The sequence below is a fragment of the Dysgonomonas hofstadii genome (assembly GCF_014196915.1).
In the GTDB taxonomy this organism is placed as follows: Bacteria; Bacteroidota; Bacteroidia; order Bacteroidales; family Dysgonomonadaceae; genus Dysgonomonas; species Dysgonomonas hofstadii.
In genome coordinates, this window is record NZ_JACIEP010000003.1 from 148,972 (window position 1) to 169,942 (window position 20,971).

17 protein-coding genes and 1 tRNA gene are annotated in these 20,971 nt (G+C 39.2%); 14 read left to right on the forward strand and 4 right to left on the reverse strand.

Annotation, left to right across the window (positions count from 1 at the left end):
• Window positions 1–19 precede the first annotated feature (19 nt).
• From GGR21_RS05065 to glmS, 4 genes are read right to left on the reverse strand one after another with little or no spacing between them, the layout of a single operon-like run.
• On the reverse strand, window positions 20–1,264 hold the full coding sequence (locus tag GGR21_RS05065; protein WP_183306103.1) for a methylaspartate ammonia-lyase: 1,245 nt from the start codon (window positions 1,262–1,264) through the stop codon (window positions 20–22).
• A 32-nt stretch (window positions 1,265–1,296) separates the two neighbouring features.
• Window positions 1,297–2,757: a methylaspartate mutase subunit E gene (locus tag GGR21_RS05070; RefSeq protein ID WP_183306104.1), complete on the reverse strand. Its 1,461-nt coding sequence runs from the start codon at window positions 2,755–2,757 to the stop codon at window positions 1,297–1,299.
• Window positions 2,758–2,790: 33 nt separating this feature from the next.
• Window positions 2,791–4,170: a methylaspartate mutase accessory protein GlmL gene (gene glmL, locus GGR21_RS05075; protein ID WP_183306105.1), complete on the reverse strand. Its 1,380-nt coding sequence runs from the start codon at window positions 4,168–4,170 to the stop codon at window positions 2,791–2,793.
• A gap of 11 nt (window positions 4,171–4,181) precedes the next feature.
• Window positions 4,182–4,589 (reverse strand): methylaspartate mutase subunit S, encoded by a 408-nt coding sequence (gene glmS, locus GGR21_RS05080; RefSeq protein ID WP_183306106.1) that lies wholly within the window; start codon window positions 4,587–4,589, stop codon window positions 4,182–4,184.
• Between the two features lie 315 nt (window positions 4,590–4,904).
• On the opposite strand from glmS, the gene GGR21_RS05085 reads away from it, so the two are divergent.
• From GGR21_RS05085 to rho, 14 genes are all read left to right on the forward strand, one after another.
• The gene (locus tag GGR21_RS05085) at window positions 4,905–5,648 is read left to right on the forward strand and encodes an MlaE family ABC transporter permease (RefSeq protein WP_394353475.1); all 744 of its coding nucleotides are present in this window, start codon (window positions 4,905–4,907) and stop codon (window positions 5,646–5,648) included.
• On the forward strand, window positions 5,645–6,421 hold the full coding sequence (locus tag GGR21_RS05090) for an ABC transporter ATP-binding protein (RefSeq protein ID WP_183306108.1): 777 nt from the start codon (window positions 5,645–5,647) through the stop codon (window positions 6,419–6,421). The genes GGR21_RS05085 and GGR21_RS05090 overlap by 4 nt, the downstream gene beginning before the upstream one ends.
• 12 nt (window positions 6,422–6,433) lie before the next feature.
• Window positions 6,434–7,198, forward strand: coding sequence for an exodeoxyribonuclease III (locus GGR21_RS05095; protein ID WP_183306109.1), 765 nt, complete (start codon window positions 6,434–6,436; stop codon window positions 7,196–7,198).
• 120 nt (window positions 7,199–7,318) lie between these two features.
• Window positions 7,319–8,515: a TPR end-of-group domain-containing protein gene (locus GGR21_RS05100; RefSeq protein WP_183306110.1), complete on the forward strand. Its 1,197-nt coding sequence runs from the start codon at window positions 7,319–7,321 to the stop codon at window positions 8,513–8,515.
• Window positions 8,516–8,692: 177 nt separating this feature from the next.
• A complete protein-coding gene (gene sufC / locus GGR21_RS05105; protein WP_183306111.1) occupies window positions 8,693–9,451 on the forward strand; it encodes a Fe-S cluster assembly ATPase SufC in 759 nt (252 codons plus the stop codon).
• The gene (sufD, locus tag GGR21_RS05110; protein WP_183306112.1) at window positions 9,451–10,791 is read left to right on the forward strand and encodes a Fe-S cluster assembly protein SufD; all 1,341 of its coding nucleotides are present in this window, start codon (window positions 9,451–9,453) and stop codon (window positions 10,789–10,791) included. The genes sufC and sufD overlap by 1 nt, the downstream gene beginning before the upstream one ends.
• Before the next feature lie 77 nt (window positions 10,792–10,868).
• Window positions 10,869–12,083 (forward strand): aminotransferase class V-fold PLP-dependent enzyme, encoded by a 1,215-nt coding sequence (locus GGR21_RS05115; RefSeq protein WP_183306113.1) that lies wholly within the window; start codon window positions 10,869–10,871, stop codon window positions 12,081–12,083.
• Window positions 12,084–12,179: 96 nt separating this feature from the next.
• Window positions 12,180–13,031, forward strand: a complete 852-nt coding sequence (locus tag GGR21_RS05120; RefSeq protein WP_183306114.1) for an outer membrane protein assembly factor BamD — start codon at window positions 12,180–12,182, stop codon at window positions 13,029–13,031.
• Between the two features lie 39 nt (window positions 13,032–13,070).
• Window positions 13,071–13,403, forward strand: a complete 333-nt coding sequence (locus tag GGR21_RS05125; protein ID WP_183306115.1) for a DNA-directed RNA polymerase subunit omega — start codon at window positions 13,071–13,073, stop codon at window positions 13,401–13,403.
• Between the two features lie 96 nt (window positions 13,404–13,499).
• Window positions 13,500–13,952 carry a DUF4293 domain-containing protein gene (locus GGR21_RS05130; RefSeq protein WP_183306116.1) on the forward strand — a complete coding sequence of 151 codons (453 nt, stop codon included), beginning with the start codon at window positions 13,500–13,502 and terminating at the stop codon, window positions 13,950–13,952.
• Window positions 13,953–14,278: 326 nt separating this feature from the next.
• Window positions 14,279–17,236, forward strand: coding sequence for a PEP/pyruvate-binding domain-containing protein (locus GGR21_RS05135; protein WP_183306117.1), 2,958 nt, complete (start codon window positions 14,279–14,281; stop codon window positions 17,234–17,236).
• Between the two features lie 78 nt (window positions 17,237–17,314).
• Window positions 17,315–17,385: transfer RNA gene (locus GGR21_RS05140), tRNA-Cys, on the forward strand.
• Between the two features lie 223 nt (window positions 17,386–17,608).
• Window positions 17,609–18,361 (forward strand): N-acetyltransferase, encoded by a 753-nt coding sequence (locus tag GGR21_RS05145; protein WP_183306304.1) that lies wholly within the window; start codon window positions 17,609–17,611, stop codon window positions 18,359–18,361.
• 678 nt (window positions 18,362–19,039) lie between these two features.
• The gene (gene rho / locus GGR21_RS05150; protein WP_183306118.1) at window positions 19,040–20,950 is read left to right on the forward strand and encodes a transcription termination factor Rho; all 1,911 of its coding nucleotides are present in this window, start codon (window positions 19,040–19,042) and stop codon (window positions 20,948–20,950) included.
• The last annotated feature ends 21 nt before the right edge of the window (window positions 20,951–20,971 follow it).

Consider the following 20,971-nt stretch of genomic DNA (forward strand, 5'->3'; position numbering starts at 1 on the left):
GAAATTTTGAAATTATTTTTTACAATTTATTTTTTAATGCTAATATACGTTGCATTTCGTTGAAAACGATCATATAGCCTTCATCGACACCCATACCCGGTTTTGCCAGATATTGTATTGGTGAGGTTGCCATTGCGATATGCGCACAGACTTCGGCTGAGCGATTCGTTTCGTTGCATGTTCCACCCAGATAAGCCCCCATGCCGTTTATTTTACAATAGATCACCGCTTCAATGGAGTTATTGATGCCCCCAAGATCAGGAGTTTTTATCTGTGCCATATGTCCGGCTTTATTCATCGCAAAATCCTGAATGTCTTCGAGTGTATTACACCATTCATCAGCGACTATCTCTGCTTTGATACCTTTATCTTCCATCAACTGGCGAATCCTGCTCAATGCATTTATCTGCGCGATCTTTTCTCCCATATCCACAGGCCCTTCTATCCGTATATGGAAAGGTTTGGCTATCACTTCCAGTGTGCCGATATATTCGGCGATCTTTTCAAAATCATTGTCGAATACAGGCCCTAGCGTTCCATATACGTCTATATGTATAACAGGGCTATAACCTTCATACGGTTTAAACTGCAAGATACGGTTTTTCAGCCATTCTACATAAGCCTGTAATTTTTCACCTTTCAACCCGGTCTTTTCTTCCACATTATTAAACAGGGCATGAGGAAGTACATCCGCACCTTTCATAATCATTTTGTCGGCGTTGAGATAGCGGTCGTCGCCCGATTGGGAAAAAATAGGAATAATGCTATCTGATATGCTTGTCCCGTACTCATCAGCGATAACCTGCGCCATTAGCTTTGATCTACTTTTGGCGACAGCGTCGAGACAGGCTTGTGTTACACCGTAACGAATGGCTGTATGGTATATTTTTCCTGTTTCGGGGTTGATGCCTTTATCCACAATGTCGGCCATTTCACGAAATGAAGAGATTTCTTTTCCTTTATATAATGGTGCTATATATTTTTCTATAACAGGTATAAAATCTTTGGCAAGGAACAATGGGTCGCGTCCGCCTGCTCCCGAATATTGCACTGCCGCACAATCGCCATGAGCAATGGCGCCGTTTTCCAGGATAAATAATACTGAAATGGCTTCTCCCGCCTGTCTTACCGCCGTAAATCCCGGAGTCATAGGTTCACCTTCATAAAATGCGCCATCGTGTTTTGCTCCTGCTTTTATGGCTTTCTGATCGTCGAAGAAAAAACCTGTTTTTCCCTGCGCACAAATTACATCGACTATTTTCATAACTGTATTTTTATAATGATTGATATTCTTGTTTATGAACGACTGGTTGGTCTGCCGACAAGAAATCCTTTTCCTATGGCATATACATCGTCAATCACCATCTGGAAACTTACTGGACGTTTTTCGTAAGCGGCCCTTTCTTCCAGTTTCTGACGATGGAAGATTTTCAGGTCTTCAGAGAAAGGAACATTTCCTATTTCGAGGAATCGTACGGCTCCCATATTGTCCCGGGCCGGCATAATCTTACCTGCGTTGTATTTGCTCGGTGCAAAAGGAATGTCGATGACCCCGGCCTCGAATGCGCGGACTGTGCCGACTGCATAGTCGCCATGTCCCAGTTCTTCTACTTTATCCAGGATACATCTCATTTCTTTCATAATAATTTCACTCTCGGCGACCACGGCAGGGATATCTACAAAACTCTGGTCTTTCAGCATCGATGTAAGTTGCTTGCTTGCTTTCAGCCCTGCAGCATTGGCTTCTTTAGTTGGTACCCCCATAGCTTCGTGAGGAGTTTTTACGATCACTTTGGTCGCTTTTGCCAGTACAGCTGCTGCTGCTCCCCATGAGATGACGGCAAACGATTTGGATTCGTCCTGCGGAAATCCGCCCATCCATTGATGGAATACCGTTGTAACCCTAACATCAGTAAAGCCGAATTTATCAAGATATTCCCGTGTCATTATATTCAGAGAACGTATAGCGGCTACATCCTGAATGAGGTTTCCGCATTGTCCGTAGCCCACTGTTATATCTTTCACTCCTTGTGTAGCGGCAAGAATAGATTCTATAACAGCAACGCTATTCGAAATACATGGAGGGACAAGCGTCCCCGTCAACGGGCCGAATGGCTCCCTGTTGATGGAGACACCCGCTTCTTCGTATAAACCGATCAGACGGTCGGCATACTGCCAGTGAGCAATTGTTTTTTCAAGTGAGTGATTCTTCGAATATGGTATATTGTAAGAAATACCACCACCTTCATACGAGGTGAAACCTCCGGCTATGGCTATTTCTGTAAGTAATCTGGCATCGGGAGTTCCATGGCGCACCTGTACCGGACTTTTAAGCGAAGAAGTCACAGTGCGGCAAATATCCACACCATAATTCACGGCAGGAAAACCGTTGAGCATGGAACGTCCTGTTTCTTTACTTTTCTCTATTCCTATCTCGGCTTCTTTGTATCTGTTCAGACGGGTATAGCTGTCGATGGTAGTCGGCAATAAGTCGGCTTCACCTTCAGTTTCCAGATATTGCAGCAACTTGATATGTTCGGCGTAAAGAGCTACTCCCGCGCGAGGCTGGATCAGCGTGACCCCTTCTGCCGCTGCTTTTGCTAGTTTTTCACCAAAGCGTTTTTTTGCGGGAATTTCTTTCTGATATTTGACCGCTTCGTCAAAATCAACGCCTTTTCCCGTAGGCCAATGCTCCAAAACTTCTTTGCGTTCGGCAAAAAAATCGTCGTTAGATAACTTTACGTTTTTAATTTCCATTTGGTTTACCCTCCTCGGTTCAATTATTTTAGGTTATATTTTTATTATTTCTTTTTTCATTATATCTAAGGCCAAATCGGGATCGGCTTTTGCCAGAAGTCCCATCGAGGCGAAAATGTATTTTTTATCCAGCAGGTATTCCGGTTCCCGGGGTTTCATATAATTATATTTTCCCGGATTGTATTTTGCTCCTCCCAATATGAATGACGGATTGCTACTGTTTATTATGGCGCCTCCTATACCTATTATATAAGGTATTCCGGTAAGGTCTTTTCCTGTAAGGGTAAATATCTCACCCATTGGGGAATAGGAGCTTTCCAATATACCACAGTGCCTTTCTACGGCTATTTCCACAGCACTTCTGGCAAGTAGTTCTTCAATGATGGATTCCTCAGCATTCATTGCTATGGTATCAGGATTCTTATTGCATTGCGAAATCCAATCCAGAATAGTGTTTTTGATTATTCCCGATTGTTTTTCCAGAGAATCGAAATCGATGCTTTCAGCCATTGAATTCAGGCTATACCGCATTCCCAGATCACCTTCGACCGTACGTTTGCTGAATGGTTCGGGCAATCCTTTTTCCAAAATGTTTTCCATCTGCGGCTTTCCGTCAGCCATTGAATATACATCGGTGGTTGCCCCACCCAGATCTACTGCCATAAAATCGCCAATGCCTTTGGCGGTTTCCATGCCTTTACTGAGCAGTTCACATGCCGACATAACGGCCAATGGGGTAGGGATAACCTCGTTCGAAGCCATTGCCTGTACACCCGAAAGACCTTTAGCCTCAATGATCTTTTTTATAAAGAGTTCACGTATGCTTTGCTTGGCAGGTTCAATATTAAGCTTATTAAAGACAGGCATTACATTATCTGTAATGATAAAGTCTTTCCCCGAATCCTTAAATATTTCTTCTATTTCGTCGGAAGCACACTTATTGCCAGCTACGATTATGGAAAAATCGGCCGGGATGTTTTTCAGGCGTCCGGCATTTGCAATGATTACTTCTTTATTTCCTCCGTCGGTACCTCCGCAAAGTAGTACGAGATCAGGTCGTATGCCAAGTATTTCTTTTTCTTCGGCTGAAGATATTTCAAAAGAGTATGTTTTGATAACTTTCGCTCCGGCACTTGATACAGCCATTTTAGCGGCTTTGGCGGTCAGTTCGGGAACCAGCCCGAGGGCGACCATCTTTAACCCGCCTCCGGCACTGCTACAACAAAGTATCTGATCGAAGTGATTTTTCCCTATTGTTTGTTCGAGTTTGAGCAAAGCGGTGTTATACCCGTTAATGATATCTGTGTCAATCGTGGTAAAGGCACTGGCAGTACCCATTATGGTCCTGTTTTCGGCATCTATGGCAGTTAGTTTGGTGTATGTGCTGCCAAAGTCGACCGTCAAGTATTTCATGACAAAAAGAATTAACCTATTAGTTCATTCAAATCGTGGATTGTTGTTTCTAAGGTTGTTCCCGGAGGGTATGCACGCGTAAAACCCATATTGATGAATCTTTTTTCAACATCGGCAAAATCCTGCTTACCTACTACCAGATTTCCTCCGGCCAATAAAGGGATGTTTTTTAGTCCGGCTTCTTCACACTTTTCACGAAGGCCGTTGCAATCAATCTCTCCGTGTCCGTAGAGAGACGAAACGACTATGGCATCGGCATTTGTTTCTATGGCCGCATCTATAAATTCTTCCTGAGAAACCATAACCCCAAGATTCACAACGTTGAATCCTGCTTCTTCAAGGGCAAATGCAAGGATTTTATTACCTACGGCATGCACATCGGCACCGATAACACCGGTAACAATAGTTTTTGTTTTCATGGTTTGTTTTTAATATATAGGTCTTTTAGGTCAATTTGTCACGAGTATTAAAATGATATTTTATTGTTCAGAAATACGATGTAAATGTACAAAATAAAAGCAATATGAAATAATATTAACTATAATTAACTAATTAGAATTCTTTAATATTGAATTTTTGGTTTTGTGTGTGTAAAAAATAAAGTAAATGGACTTCGAAAAACAACAATCTTAAAACAATATAAATTCTGAGCTGTTAAGAAGAAGAGGCAAAAAAAATGTATCTTTGTCTGGATTTTACAAATTATTGCATAAAGAAATAACTATTATATGTTTTTGATATCTATTTTCGACAAATTGGGAAAATACACGCTTCTGATGCAAAAAGTTTTTACCAAGCCCCAGAGGTGGAATGTATTTCTTCGCCAGTATATGGATGAAATAAGCAAATTGGGTGTAAATTCCATCTGGATTGTAGTCATTATTTCTTTTTTCATCGGTGCTGTTATTGTAGTACAAATAAAACTGAATATTGATTCACCTTTTATGCCGCGTTATACGGTAGGGTATGTCTCCCGTGAAATTTTGATACTTGAGTTTTCATCCACTATAATGTGTCTGATCCTTGCCGGAAAGGTGGGGTCGAATATTGCTTCGGAAATAGGGACGATGCAGGTTACAGAGCAGATAGATGCTCTGGAAATTATGGGCGTCAATTCGGCTAATTATATAATATTGCCTAAGATCGTAGCCCTTATGAGCTTTGTTCCTGTACTTGTGATATTGAGTATGTTTTTTGGGGTGATAGGTGGTTTTGCTGTCTGTATCTTCGGTCAGGTAATGCCGGCTGACACATTCCAGTATGGATTGCAATTTTTCTTCAAGGAGTTTTATGTATGGTATGCGCTTATTAAAACAATTATTTTCGCTTTCATTATATCTTCGGTAGCCTCATATTATGGTTATGCGGCCCGTGGCGGATCGCTCGATGTGGGAAAGGCCAGTACCGACTCGGTGGTAATGAGCAGTATTCTGATTTTGATTGCCGACCTGTTGCTCACTCAATTGATGATGTCATGATAGAAGTAAAGAATTTATATAAATCATTCGACGGACGAGAAGTTCTCTCTGATATAAACATTATATTCGAGGCAGGAAAGACCAACCTGATAATTGGCCGTAGTGGCTCAGGAAAGACTGTATTGCTGAAAAATCTTGTCGGACTGATGCGTCCTACAAGTGGGCAAATATTGTATGACGGGCGCGACTTACCTAAAATGAGTGCAAAGGAGATGAAAGATCTTCGTCAGGAGATGGGAATGATTTTTCAGGGTTCGGCTTTATTCGATTCGATGACTGTGTTCGAAAATGTGCGATTCCCATTGATGATGTTCTCTAAAATGTCGAAAGCCGAACAGGACAAACGCACCCAGTTCTGCCTTGAACGTGTGAATCTGGGAGACTCCGGACATTTATATCCATCCGAGATTAGTGGAGGTATGATGAAGCGCTCGGCTATTGCGCGAGCTATAGCTCTTAATCCGAAATATTTATTCTGTGATGAGCCAAACTCAGGTTTGGATCCTCAAACTTCTCTGGTTATCGACGACCTTATTCATGATATTACCAAGGAATATAAAATGACAACCGTTATTAATACGCATGATATGAACTCTGTAATGGGTATCGGCGAACGCATAAACTTTATTAAAGAAGGGCAGTTGGAATGGCAGGGAACCAGCAAAGATGTTATGTCATCTACGAACGAAGATTTCAATGATTTTGTATTTGCGTCCGATCTGTTTAAGAAAGTAAAGGCTGCCGAAAATGAAGGTATAAAACTAACTGATTAAAATATCGCATCGATGAAAATCATATCATATAATGTAAACGGTATACGTGCTGCGGCAAATAAAGGACTTTACCAATGGATTGAAAAAGAATCACCGGATGTGCTTTGTTTACAGGAAATAAAGGCAACGGAAGATCAGATAGACGTTATAACGCTCCGGTCTCTCGGGTATAATTATTATTTCCATCCTGCCGAAAAAAAAGGTTACAGTGGTGTCGCTATTTTGTCGAAACTGGAACCCGATCATGTAAAGATAGGTATGGGAATCCCTGAGTTTGACAGAGAAGGCAGGGTGTTACGTGCCGATTATGGTGATCTGACAGTCATATGTGTATATATTCCTTCGGGTACGATGGGGGATATCCGTCAGGAAATAAAGATGCGTTTCCTTGCCGATTTCACCGGCTTTATAAATGAATTGCGAAAAGAAAGGCCGCAGATACTGGTCTGTGGCGATTATAATATATGTCATAAGCCAATAGATATTAACCATCCCGAACGTCACACCAAAAGTTCGGGCTTCTTACCTGAAGAACGTCAGTGGTTCGATGAGTTTATTGATACGGGATTGATAGATACATTCCGTGTATATGACCAGAGTGCCGAAAAGTACAGCTGGTGGAGTTATCGTGCCGGAGCCAGGGGGAAAAATCTGGGCTGGCGCATCGATTACCATATTATATCGGAGGCGGCAAAACATCGTCTTAAAGGCGCTTCTATTCTGAATGAAATTTACTTTTCAGATCATTGCCCGGTAGTGGTGGAGATGGATTTTTAAATGATAAAAAGCTATAAAATAAACAAGGAAAATCAACAAATAATGTTGATTTTCCTTGTTTTATGTAACAGTATGGCTGATTGTTTCGTCTTCTTATTAAACCGGTAACTTAATAATATTATGAAAAAAATTTCATTGTTTATTGTAATTGCTTTATTTTCTGCACATTCCGTTAATGCGCAAAATGAGAATAGTAATCAGAAAGAAGATTTTGAATCGTTTATGGGAACTGTTTTTCAACAGGTTGGTAAGTGTTTTGAGGAAAAAGATTATTTGTGCGCAAAGAATAATTTGCTGGAAGTCGAGAATAAATATTTAATGCTTGGAAAAGATAAGCAACGTGATTTTTCCGGTTCCTTGCAACATGTTTATTATAATCTGGCATGTGCGTACTCTATGCAGGGAAATACAGAAGAGGCTTTATTGTCGTACGAAAAGGCTATTAAAAATGGTTATAGTAATTATAACCATTCAAAAAATGACAGTGATCTGGACAATATCAGAGCTTTTCCCAGATTCAAAGAACTTCAGAATTCTATCCGTGAAAAAGGCGATTATACCTATATTTTACAGAAATCAGGACCATATTCGAAAGAACCTCCTGTATTTACATATCAACCACCTGGTGCATCTGAATTACAGATTTTAAAGAAATATTTCAATTTGGATTCAATCGCAGGGGTGGGTAATGAGACATCACGCATATTGAATCTTATGACATGGGCTCACAATCTTATCAGGCATGATGGAAATTTTATGCCGCCGATAGATAAACGTACAGCAATATCATTATATGAATATGCAAAAGAACACGATAAAGGCATAAATTGCAGGGCTTTGGCCATATTCCTGAACGAATGTTACCTGGCGATGGGTTTTAAATCACGTTTTATAACCTGCTTGCCTAAGGATGAGAATGACTCGGATTGCCATGTTATTAATATGGTTTATTCGGAAACATTAAACAAGTGGGTGTGGGTCGATCCTACTTTTAATACATGGGTAAAAGATGAGAATGGAAATATGCTTGGTATAGGAGAAGTAAGGAAAAGGTTGATAGAAAATAGTCCTGTGTTTATAAGTGATGATGCGAACTGGAATAATAAGATAAAATATACGAAAGAAATGTATATAGACAGTTATATGTCGAAGAATCTGTATTGGTTTTCTTGTACAGCTTCCAGTAGTGTCGATTCGGATATGATACGGGAATACAACTGCAAAATAGCATTGGTGCCTCACAACTATTATCAGAAGAATAGGGATAGTCTGACTTATTATAGTCATGATGAAGATTATTTCTGGGAGAATAACTGATAAAACATTATAGATTTAATAGATAACTAATAGCCTGCCATAAGCAGGCTTTTTTCTTTTTATTTTATTAAATTTGCGTCCTGAAGTTCAATAAATTCTGAACATATATATTTCTTTAGTGTTCAATAGATGAACAAACACTAAGAATTTAACTTTTAAACAATAACAAAATAAATAATGGTGAACTTATTAAACATAAAAAATCTTCACGCCAACGTCGAAGGCAAGGAAATACTAAAAGGATTGGATCTTGTTGTAAACGAGGGAGAAATACATGCGATAATGGGGCCTAACGGTGCCGGAAAAAGTACCTTGGCTTCTGTACTTGTAGGTAACCCCAATTTTGAAGTGACAGAGGGTGAAGTTGATTTCCGTGGACACGATCTGTTAGATATGGATCCTGAAGACAGGGCGCGCGAAGGGCTTTTCCTTAGTTTCCAGTACCCTGTTGAAATACCGGGAGTCAGTATGACGAATTTTATGCGCGCATCACTTAACGAAATACGTAAACATAAAGGCGAGGAGCCTATTTCTGCATCAGACTTTTTGAAAATGATGCGTGAAAAACGCGAATTGGTAGATTTAGATAAAGACCTTGCCGGGCGCTCGGTGAACGAAGGTTTTTCGGGAGGAGAGAAAAAGCGTAATGAAATATTCCAGATGGCAATGCTAGAACCGAAACTGGCTATTCTGGACGAAACAGATTCGGGTCTTGATATCGATGCCTTGCGTATTGTGGCTGCAGGAGTGAACAAGCTGAGAAGTAAAGATAATGCAACAGTCGTTATAACGCACTACCAGCGTCTGCTGGACTATATCAAGCCGGATTTTGTTCATGTGCTGTACAAAGGGCGGATAGTGAAAAGCGCAGGCCCTGAGCTGGCTTTAGAACTCGAAGAGAAAGGTTACGACTGGATTATTAAAGAATTTCAATAATGATAGAAAAACAATATATAGACATATTTCACCAATACAGAGATACTATAGACAGTAAGTCTGCTGCGGGGATGAATAGTCTTCGGGATAAATCATTCGAAGCTTTTCAGAAACAAGGCTTTCCTACCAAAAGAATGGAGGATTACCTATATCTGGATGTGGCCGCAGAATTTCTACCCGATTATGCACTGAATATACACAGGGTACCATTCAAGGGCAATCCTTATGTGGCTTTCAGATGTGAGATACCAAACCTTACAACGAATTTATATTTCGTACTAAATGATCTGTTTCACAAAGAGCATCAACCACGGGTTGAATATCCGAAAGGTGTGTTTGTGGGCGGTATGAAGGATTTTGCAGAACAGAATCCTGAGGTGTTTACGAAATATTACGGGCACATAGCCGATGTGAATAATAATGGTATTGTGGCATTTAACACCATGTTTGCACAGGATGGTTTTGTTATCTATGTGCCAAAAGGTGTGATTGTAGAGAAACCTATACAGTTGATCAATATACTGAAAAGTGAGTTTAACTACCTGGTGAATCGTCGTGTGATGATCATTGCTGAAGACGATGCACAGGTAAAACTACTGATATGTGACCATACGGTTGACGAATCCCAGTTCCTTGCTACACAGGTTACTGAAATATTTGCCGGCAGGAATGCTGTTGTTGATTATTACGATCTGGAAGAAAACTCTGATAAAGTGACACGTCTCACCAATACGTTTGTCAATCAACAGGAAAGCTCAAATGTGTTGGTAAATAATATGACATTTAATACAGGGGTAAGCCGTAATAATTATGTTGTTAAACTGAATGGGGAGCACGCCGAAGCCTATGTGTGCGGTATGGTGATCGCCGACAGGCATCAGTATGTCGATAACTTCGCATTCCTTGATCATCTTATGCCACATTGCACAAGCACGCAGCTTTTTAAATATGTGTTACAGGATGAAGCTACAGGCTCTTTCTGCGGACGTATCAGGGTAGAAAAAGATGCACAGAAAACAATGGCCTATCAGTCGAACAACAACCTGTGTATTGCTCCGACGACCCATATGTATTCAAAACCGCAGCTCGAGATATATGCCGATGATGTGAAATGTTCGCACGGGCTTACAACAGGTCAGTTGGATGAAGATGCTTTGTTCTATCTGCGCTCGCGTGGTATTCCTAAAGAAACTGCTCGCCTGATGCTTATGCAGGCTTTTGCTGCAGGGGTATTGGAGCATGTGCGTATCGACCGCCTGAAGGACCGCCTGCTTGATCTTGTGGAGAAGCGTTTCAAAGGGGAGAGCGCCCGTTGCGGGAATTGTGCTGTTTGTAAATAAATATAGATACGAGGTACGAGATACAAGATACTTTTTTTAACTTGTTTACTCGTATCTTAGTTTACTTGTCAACTATTATGATTGATATAGAAAAAATAAGAGCTGATTTTCCAATACTTTCTACCACTGTTTATGGAAAACCATTAGTTTACCTTGATAACGGTGCAACTACGCAAAAGCCTAAAATTGTAGTGGAAACACTGGAAAAAATATATTACACCACGAATGCTAATGTGCATCGTGGTGTACATCATTTAAGCCAGCAGGCTACAGATCTGGCCGAGGAAGCACGGTTAGAGGTTCAGCAGTTTATAAATGCGAAGCATAGCAAAGAGGTTATTTTTACAAAAGGAACTACCGAATCCATTAATCTGGTAGCGCATAGTTTTTGTCAGCAATATTGCGAAGAAGGGGATGAGATAATCATTTCCGAGATGGAACATCACGCCAATATCGTATCGTGGCAATTACAAGAGACTATCAGGGGAATTAAACTCAGAGTGATTCCCATCAATGAAAAAGGAGAATTGAAACTTGATCAGTTCGAGCAGATGATTTCGTCAAGGACTAAATTGGTTTCAATTATGCATGTTTCTAATGTATTGGGTACTATAAATCCGGTAGAAAAAATCATTGATATTGCCCATTCCCACAATATTCCTGTATTACTTGATGCTGCGCAATCGGTTCAACATATCGAAATAGATGTGCAGAAGCTTGACTGCGATTTCCTCGTTTTCTCCGGCCATAAAATATACGGGCCAAACGGGGTAGGGGTGCTTTACGGAAAAGAAGAATGGCTCAACCGGATGCCACCTTATCAGGGAGGTGGTGAAATGATCAGCCAGGTGTCGTTTAATAAGACTACGTTCAATGAGTTGCCTTTCAAATTCGAAGCCGGTACACCCGACTATCCGGCCGTGATAGCATTGGCCGAAGCAATAAAATATGTAAAAAATATTGGTCTCCACTCAATAAAAGTGTATGAAGATCAGTTATTACAATATTGTACTGATGAATTAATGAAAATAGAAGATGTCCGTATATTTGGCACTTCGGATAATAAGAGCAGTGTAATCTCGTTTCTTATTGGAGATATTCATCATTACGATATGGGAATGCTGCTCGACAAAATGGGCATAGCTGTCCGCACAGGGCATCACTGCGCCCAGCCGCTGATGGAGGTTTTGGGTGTAGAGGGCACGGTAAGGGCTTCGCTGGCATTCTATAATACGGGAGAAGAGATTGACAGGTTTATTGAAAGTGTGAAACGGGTTGTAAATATGTTCTGATAATCCGGTTAAATCTCTCAAAAAAACATAATTGTAAAAGTTTATTTTCAAATTATAAAAGCTTTGTGTAAATTTGCAAACTAATTTTTGAGTAGAATGAAGATTAAAATTCTGTGTACTTTATTTTTGGCTGTGTTATTAGCTTCGTGTGGCGAATATAATAAAATACTGAAAAGCCGCGATGCTGAACTGAAATATACATACGCCAAAAAATATTTCGATGAAAAAAAATATAGTAGGACATCCACTTTGCTGGAAGAAATATTAACTGCATACACAGGATCTGCCAAAGAACAGGAGATTTTATTCCTGTTGGCCCAGTCTTATTTCTATAACAAAGATTACACTACGGCAACTCAGTACTATACGCGCTATTATAACAAATTCCCGAAAGGAGATTACACCGAACTGGCCCGATACAATGCAGCCTACGGTTTGTATCTCGATTCGCCTGATGCCCGTCTCGACCAGACAAGTACAATTAAGGCAATTCAGGAGTTTCAGAGTTTTCTGGAATATTTTCCTCAGAGCGAAAGAGCACCCGAAGCCCAGGATCTGATGTTTAAATTGCAAGAGAAACTGGCGTATAAAGAGTTCCTCGCTGCCCGTTTATATTATAATCTGGGATTGTATATGGGTAATAATTACGAAGCGTGTATTGTTACAAGTCACGAAGCATTAAAGAATTATCCGTTTTCTGCTTTTTCAGAAGAGTTTCAGATCCTTATTGTAAGAGCCCGTTACGAACTGGCATATTACAGTGTAGAAGAGAAGAAACCTACGCGTTACCGTGATTTGCTGGATGAGCATTTCAATTACAGGAATATGTTCCCTAATGGTAAATATTTGAAAGAGTCGGAGCGGTATTATCGTCAGGCGCTGAAAGCTTTGGGACAGGAAGTAGATCAGGTGACCAATGAGGCTGTTCAACAGGAAATGAATAATTAAAAGACTAGTATAAAACATTAAAATAATTTTTTAGAATATATGGATTACAGAAAGTCGAATGCAGCAAACAACACAGTTACAAGAGATATGATGTCCCTGTCGGAAGATACGGGTAATGTATATGAAACTGTGAGAATCATAGGGAAACGTGCTAATCAGATATCTGTGGAAATGAAACAGGATCTGGACAAGAAGCTGCAGGAATTTGCATCATATAACGATAACCTTGAAGAAGTTTTCGAAAACAGAGAACAAATCGAAATTTCACGTTATTATGAAAAGTTGCCGAAAGCGACACTGATAGCAGCACAGGAATATACAGAAGGTAAACTTTATTACAGAAATCCAAATAAGGATAAAGATAACTTCTAAGGCCACCAGACCTTTTTATCCTTTCTTAAGCATAATGACCAGCATTAATTATGATTCAGAAACGGATCATTAAATGTTCTTATTTCTAAAAAGCTGATGATACAACGCATACAGACGATCTTTCTATTACTGACTGCTATATTGATGGGAGTTACTATTATTTGCCCGTTACTGGGGATTGATGATGGAAGCAAGTTTATACAGTCTTTCCATTCTTATGGGATAGGAGTATTTGGCAGTGGTTGTCATACATGGGGCGTACTCACCTTTGCTGTGTTAGGTACTCTATTGCCACTGATTAATATCTTCCTTTACAAAAAAAGAAAACTGCAAGCGAATATAGGTTTACTTACAGCATTATGTATTATTATATTTTATGTGACATTTGCTGTATATCTCAATGCATTTCTGGGAAAGATGGATGAATATATAATACAGGTGCAGGTTGGTATCATATTACCGGTTATAGCTCTTATATTTGACCTGTTAGCAGTATCTAAAATTAAGAAAGACGAAAAACTGGTAAAATCGTTAGACCGTATACGTTGACAAATATCGTAAAATATATAAAGAAGCTGGATCGTGAATACAATCCGGCTTCTTTTTTGCATTATATTTGTTATTCGTATAGAGGTTTTATGTTTTGCAGACATCTTTATCTATGTAGGAAAGGAGTTCTATATTGTAAATTATAAGTTTGAATTATGAATAAAGGATGTAAAATATGTCAGGTTTGCTTCACCTACGCTTCAGCGATTTTCAATTAGACCCTTACAAACCAATTAAAAAATGAAATATGTGTCAACTTTGTCAACTTTTAACAATACTTTCAGGCTTTACTGATTGTCGACAGTTGACCTATAACTGAAAATATTATGGAAAAAATACCTGATATAAAAGCGTTTAGGTTCAAGGATACATCGTTTGCCGATCTGATGGCTAAACGAATTTTTAATGTATTGCTGATAGCGACAAAGTACGATTCTTTCATGCTCGAGGATGATGGGCGTATCGATGAACAGATATTTAATGAATATACGTCCCTCAATCTGAGTTATCCTCCCCGCTTTGTACAGGTTGTTTCAGAAGAAGAAGCCTTGAGAGAACTAGAGGATAATCACTATGAACTGATCATCCAAATGCCCAATATGGATGAAACGGATATGTTTGCTACGGCAAAGCACTTAAAAGAAAAATATCCTGATATTCCGTTTGTAGTATTGACCCCATTTTCGAGAGAGGTGACAAAGAGGCTTTCGCAGGAAAACCTTTCCGGGGTAGATTATGTGTTTAGCTGGCTTGGCAATCCCGACTTGTTGTTAGCTATAATAAAGCTAATAGAGGATGCTATGAATGTGGAACACGATACAGAAAGTGTAGGGGTGCAAATTATATTGCTGATCGAAGATTCTGTGCGTTTCTACTCGTCGGCGCTTCCTACATTATTTAAAATTGTGATGGAAGAATCGAAGGAATTTTCGAAAGAAGCCTTAAACGAACACCAGCAGAAGCTTCGTATGCGTGGACGGCCTAAAATTATGTTAGCCCGCACATATGAAGAAGCTGTTAATATTTATACCCGGTATTATAACAATATATTAGGCGTTGTAACCGATATGAGCTATACACACAAAGGGATAAAGGATAAATTGGCCGGTTATCATTTTGCCAAATGGGTGAGAGAGCGAAGGCGGTTTGTTCCTATTGTATTCACTTCATCGGAAAAATCGAACGAAATATATGCTGAAGAGCTGAATAGTAACTTTATAGATAAAAATTCGAAGAGTTTTCCAAGAGACCTGAAAAAGCAGGTCGTTAACAATTTCGGATTCGGAGACTTTATTATTATAGATCCGGAGACGAATGAAGAGGTTATGCGTATCAGGAATCTGAAAGATTTGCAGAAAAATATTTTTTCAATTCCTGACAATTCTCTTGCATATCATTTATCAAACGACCATTTTTCCCGCTTTTTCTACTCCCGTGCGATGTTTTCTGTTGCCGGGTGGCTGAAAAGGATAAGTGTATCTGAATATACAAGTATGGAGGAGGCACGGCAGCTTATTTACGATATGATCATCAAATACCGTAAGGTAAAAAACTCGGGTGTGGTGGCTATCTTTGATAAAGACCGCTTCGATGAATTCTCTAATTTTGCCCGTATGGGAGATGGTTCTATCGGTGGAAAAGGCCGCAGTATCGCCTTTATGGATAATATTGTGAAGGAACACCTGGAATTAAATGAAGATGTCAATATCCCGGTGAAAATACCCCGTACAGTGGTTCTTTGTACAGATATTTTCGATGAATTCATGGAAACAAACGATCTGTATCCTATTGCTCTGTCTGACCGTCCGGATGATGAGATATTACGTTATTTCCTTAAAGCCGGGTTGCCGGATCGCCTCATTGAAGACTTTATGGCTTTTCTGGAAACAATAAAGGCTCCGATGGCAGTGCGGTCGTCAAGCCTATTGGAAGATTCTCATTATCAGCCTTTTGCTGGTGTATATTCGACCTATATGATACCTCTTTTAGAGGATAAATATCAGATGCTGGAACTTTTGAGCAAAGCGATAAAGGCTGTCTATGCTTCTGTTTTTTACAGAGACAGTAAGGCATATATGACAGCTACCCAAAATCTTATTGATCAGGAAAAGATGGCAATCGTATTACAGGAGGCTGTAGGCTCTGTATATGGAGATCGTTTCTATCCGACTATTTCGGGTGTGGCCCGATCTCTTAACTTCTATCCTGTAGGAAATGAGAAACCGGAAGAAGGCATTGCCAATATTGTATTAGGGCTGGGAAAATATATTGTGGAGGGTGGGGTGAACCTGCGTTTTTCTCCGGCTCACCCGCATAATATTGTACAACTTAGCACTGTCGATCTGGCATTACGGGATACACAACGTTATTTTTATGCATTGGATTTGAAAAGTCCTGATAAAGAATTTACTACCAATGATGGTTTCAATCTACTGAAACTTACAATCAAAGATGCGGAGAAAGATAATTCGATTCGTTATATATCATCTACATATGATCCTGTAGATCAGGTAATATATGACGGATATTATGATAGTGGGCGGAAAATTCTATCTTTTGTGAATGTATTACAACACAATGTTTTTCCGTTAGCTGAAATTCTTCAGCAAATACTGAAAATAGGGCAGGAAGAGATGGGGCGTGCCGTGGAAATTGAATTTGCGGCAGACTTGAAGGATAAAGGAGAAGGTAATTTCTATTTATTACAGATACGTCCGATCGTTCAGAATAAGGAATTACAGATAGAGGATTTATCCCGTATAAAACCTGAACAGGAAATACTTCATTCCAACAGTGCTTTGGGACATGGTGTCTTTAGCGAGGTGTATGATATCGTATATGTGAAAACCAGGGACTTTAATGCGGCAAACAATAACAAAATAGCATCGGAGATAGATTTAATTAATGCCGCATTTCTTGAACAGGAGAAGAACTATGTGCTTGTCGGTCCGGGAAGATGGGGGAGTAGCGACCCGTGGCTGGGCATTCCGGTGAAATGGTCCCAGATATCAAATGCGCAGGTTCTTGTAGAATTAACACTTAATAATTATAAAATAGAGCCGAGTCAGGGAACTCATTTCTTTCAGAATCTGACATCTTTTGGCGTCGGCTATTTTTCCATAAATCCATATGTATCGGGGGAAGGGCTTTTCGATGAAGATTATTTGAACAGTCAACCTGCGATTACAGAAACGGAATATGTACGCCATGTCCGTTTCGAGAAACCGATTGTAATAAAAATCAATGGAAAGACAAACACCGGAATTGTATTGAAGCCGGAATAGGGTGAAAAGTATAAAAACATTGACAAAAACTTGTCTTCTAGATAAAATATTATATCTTTGCAATCGCTAACCGAAAAAGGTTCCTTGGCCGAGTGGTTAGGCACCGGTCTGCAAAACCGTTGACGGCGGTTCGAATCCGCCAGGAACCTCAGAATGAAAGCTCAATTGATTGATTGTCAATAGATTATTAATTAGTTGAGCTTTTTTATTTAATTAGATTAATTGATTATCTTATTATTAGACACAAACTAAAATCTCTATAAACGCTAATCGAGGCGGATGGGCATGTTTATGTTATATAATTAGAAGAAAATCAATAAGATAGTTTTTTTTGATATTTAATCTACCATGGCTGATCCATTGACAAATATTATGAATACAGATTTTGTAAACATAACACCGGAAAACCTTATCGATGAACATTTATGCTGCATTATCTGTAGTAAAAAAACACATCAAGGGATTGAAGCAAAGCGACAATGGCTCTCAGACCGGCTAGAAGAAGGCCATGTTTTTAGAAAGTTAAATGCAAAAGCTACGGTTTTTATTGAATATGCCCCTCTTGAAACAGCCTGGGTTCCTATAACCGGTGATAACTATTATTATGTATATTGCTTATGGGTTTTGGGTAGTTATAAAGGAAAAGGGTATGGGAAATCACTGATGGAGTATTGTTTGGCTGATGCTAAAGAAAAAGGTAAATCCGGTATTTGTATGCTTGGAGCAAAAAAACAAAAATCCTGGCTTACAGACCAATCATTTGCGAAAAAGTTTGGCTTTGAAGTTGTTGATACTACCGATAGCGGATATGAATTGCTTGCCCTTTCTTTTGATGGAACAACGCCAAAATTTGAGCGAAATGTTAAAAATAAAGAAATTAAAAACAAAGAGCTAACAATCTATTATGATATGCAATGCCCCTATGTCTCTCAAAATGTCGAGCAGATGAAACTGTATTGTGAAATGAATAACGTTCCTGTATCTTTAATTGAAGTGGATACGCTGCAAAAAGCAAAGGAATTACCTTGTGTTTTCAATAACTGGGCTGTGTTTTATAAAGGAAAATTTGAGACAGTGAATTTGTTGTTAGATATTGCCTATTTGGAAAGAATACTCAAAAAATAGAAATGTAATCTTGGCTTTCTCTCCCTGAATGAGTGCTTTCTAACTGTCGTATCTTTAACTATAATAATACGAAAATGAAATAAGTGATATAGTTCCAGCGAAGGCTTCGATTATTCTATAATAGAGCAATTTAGAAAGATTAGGAAAAATTGTCAGAAATGATACATAGTGTAAGAGGCTGTTAATCATATTATTTGTTTGGAGATTACTATGTAGATAACCACTAATAGATGAAGCCGGAGAAACAAAAGAGTAGAAAGTAAATGGAGGACAGATCTGTTGAAAAGTGATTTATTTTAGCTAAAGAATAATTTTTTTTTTTAGAAATCGTTCCCAAAAGAAACAGATGTATGTTTTTTTAGAGTATTTAACGCTTGAAATACAAATTCTTTTGTATATTTGCGCTCTGATTCTACTAGAAGGATTAGAACAAAAGTTCCGGTCTGGATAACAATCTTATATATTTTAATCTAAAATTTATATATCAGTCTAAATTTAGGGTATTATATATAAATGCCGGAAACTTCTAAAAGCAAACTTTCAGGTAGCTTAATCTTCAAAAACGATCCTATATCATATATAATATAATTGAACTACAAGGAAAGTGCATCTTATTCATTTTATAAATATAAATTATAGTAAATCAACTAAATAATATAATTTAACATAGATATACACATGCGTATATACAACATTCTTGAGCTAAATGAAAAGCTCACTATTGAACTTAGAACTATTGCAAAAGAGCTTGGAATAAGACGTCCGGATGCTTATAAAAAAGATGAGCTTATTTATAAAATACTGGATGAACAAGCAATCCTGAAAGCTCGTAACAAAAACTCTGAAAGCTATCAGAGTGAGGACAGGATAGAGCAACAGCAAAAAAAATCTTATGCTGCAAAAACAAAACAAACGAAATCAAAAACTCCATCCTCAACTAAAAAACAGGAAGCTGTAACTCCAAAAGCAGAAGAAACACCTGTTGTTGAAGCTAACAAGGTGAAAAAAGAAGAACCTAAGGCGCAAAAAGCGACAACCAAGGCAAAAAAAGAAGTGCCCGTTGTTGTTCCGGAGACTGCTAAAAAGGAAGAAGTCCCAGCAGTCGTTGCAGAAGCTGTGGATAAGAAACCACTAAAGGAAATAATAAAAAAAGCACCTGTTGAAGTAAAAGAAAATAAACAGGAAGAACAACAGCCTCAGCAACCAAAATCTCAGCCACAGCCACAAGCACAGCAACCTTCAGCAAAACCAACCCAATTAGTTTTCAGATCGAATAAGGTAAGAGAAAGTGAGCCGCAGGAGCCAATTCCAGGGTTGCCATTACTTGCACCTCTCGAAGTAGACTCGGATGTGGTTCCCGTTGAAGTTGTTCAGGAAGCTGCTCCTGTAAAACAGAATAAAGTACAACAGCCACAGCATAACAATAACAACCAGAAACAAAACAATCAGGCACAGGAGAAACCGTTTGATTTTGAAGGTATTCTTGTCGCTACAGGTGTATTGGAAATTATGCAGGAAGGATACGGGTTCCTTCGTTCTTCAGATTATAATTACATGTCGTCTCCCGATGATGTTTATATATCACAATCACAGATTCGCCTGTTTGGTTTAAAGACCGGAGATATTGTAGAAGGCCCGATTCGCCCGCCAAAAGAATCGGAGAAATTTTTCCCATTGGTTAAAGTTGACAGAATAAACGGACGTACTCCGGACGAAGTTCGCGACCGAGTTCCGTTTGACCACCTGAAACCTCTTTTCCCAGATGAAAAGTTCAGGCTGACCAAAGGCCGTAATGATAACCTTTCGTGCCGTGTTGTAGATCTATTCTCTCCAATAGGAAAAGGACAACGTGGACTTATAGTTGCTCAACCAAAAACAGGTAAAACTACATTGCTGAAGGATATTGCCAATGCCATTGCAAGTAATCATCCTGAAGTATATATGATTGTTCTTTTGATCGATGAACGTCCGGAAGAGGTTACCGACATGGAGCGTAGTGTGAATGCAGAAGTAATTGCTTCTACATTCGATGAACCGGCCGACCGTCATGTGAAAATTGCAGAGATTGTGCTTAATAAGGCAAAACGCATGGTAGAATGTGGACATGATGTAGTTATACTATTAGACTCGATCACACGTCTTGCGCGTGCATATAATACTGTTCAGCCGGCATCAGGTAAAGTGCTGACCGGTGGGGTAGATGCAAATGCATTGCATAAACCAAAACGTTTCTTTGGAGCGGCCCGTAATATAGAAAACGGAGGATCGTTAACCATTATTGCCACAGCACTGACTGAAACAGGTTCTAAGATGGACGATGTTATCTTCGAAGAATTTAAAGGTACAGGTAATATGGAACTTCAGCTCGATCGTAAATTGTCTAACAAACGTATATTCCCAGCAGTTGATATTATTGCATCAAGTACACGTAGGGATGATTTGTTGCTTGACAATGACACGCTTAGCCGTATGTGGGTGCTGCGTAACTTCTTGTCGGATATGAATTCGGTAGAAGCAATGCAATTCCTTGAAGGACGGTTGAGAAAAACAATGAATAACGAAGAATTCCTAATCTCAATGAACGACTAATAAGTAGATTAGTGAATTGCT

Bases quoted from the DNA above. Each gene is read 5' to 3' on its own strand.
- GGR21_RS05065 (WP_183306103.1), bottom strand. From the start codon at position 1,264: ATGAAAATAGTCGATGTAATTTGTGCGCAGGGAAAAACAGGTTTTTTC.
- GGR21_RS05070 (WP_183306104.1), bottom strand. From the start codon at position 2,757: ATGGAAATTAAAAACGTAAAGTTATCTAACGACGATTTTTTTGCCGAA.
- glmL (WP_183306105.1), bottom strand. From the start codon at position 4,170: ATGAAATACTTGACGGTCGACTTTGGCAGCACATACACCAAACTAACT.
- glmS (WP_183306106.1), bottom strand. From the start codon at position 4,589: ATGAAAACAAAAACTATTGTTACCGGTGTTATCGGTGCCGATGTGCAT.
- GGR21_RS05090 (WP_183306108.1), top strand. From the start codon at position 5,645: ATGATAGAAGTAAAGAATTTATATAAATCATTCGACGGACGAGAAGTT.
- GGR21_RS05095 (WP_183306109.1), top strand. From the start codon at position 6,434: ATGAAAATCATATCATATAATGTAAACGGTATACGTGCTGCGGCAAAT.
- GGR21_RS05100 (WP_183306110.1), top strand. From the start codon at position 7,319: ATGAAAAAAATTTCATTGTTTATTGTAATTGCTTTATTTTCTGCACAT.
- sufC (WP_183306111.1), top strand. From the start codon at position 8,693: ATGGTGAACTTATTAAACATAAAAAATCTTCACGCCAACGTCGAAGGC.
- sufD (WP_183306112.1), top strand. From the start codon at position 9,451: ATGATAGAAAAACAATATATAGACATATTTCACCAATACAGAGATACT.
- GGR21_RS05115 (WP_183306113.1), top strand. From the start codon at position 10,869: ATGATTGATATAGAAAAAATAAGAGCTGATTTTCCAATACTTTCTACC.
- GGR21_RS05120 (WP_183306114.1), top strand. From the start codon at position 12,180: ATGAAGATTAAAATTCTGTGTACTTTATTTTTGGCTGTGTTATTAGCT.
- GGR21_RS05125 (WP_183306115.1), top strand. From the start codon at position 13,071: ATGGATTACAGAAAGTCGAATGCAGCAAACAACACAGTTACAAGAGAT.
- GGR21_RS05130 (WP_183306116.1), top strand. From the start codon at position 13,500: ATGATACAACGCATACAGACGATCTTTCTATTACTGACTGCTATATTG.
- GGR21_RS05135 (WP_183306117.1), top strand. From the start codon at position 14,279: ATGGAAAAAATACCTGATATAAAAGCGTTTAGGTTCAAGGATACATCG.
- GGR21_RS05145 (WP_183306304.1), top strand. From the start codon at position 17,609: ATGAATACAGATTTTGTAAACATAACACCGGAAAACCTTATCGATGAA.
- rho (WP_183306118.1), top strand. From the start codon at position 19,040: ATGCGTATATACAACATTCTTGAGCTAAATGAAAAGCTCACTATTGAA.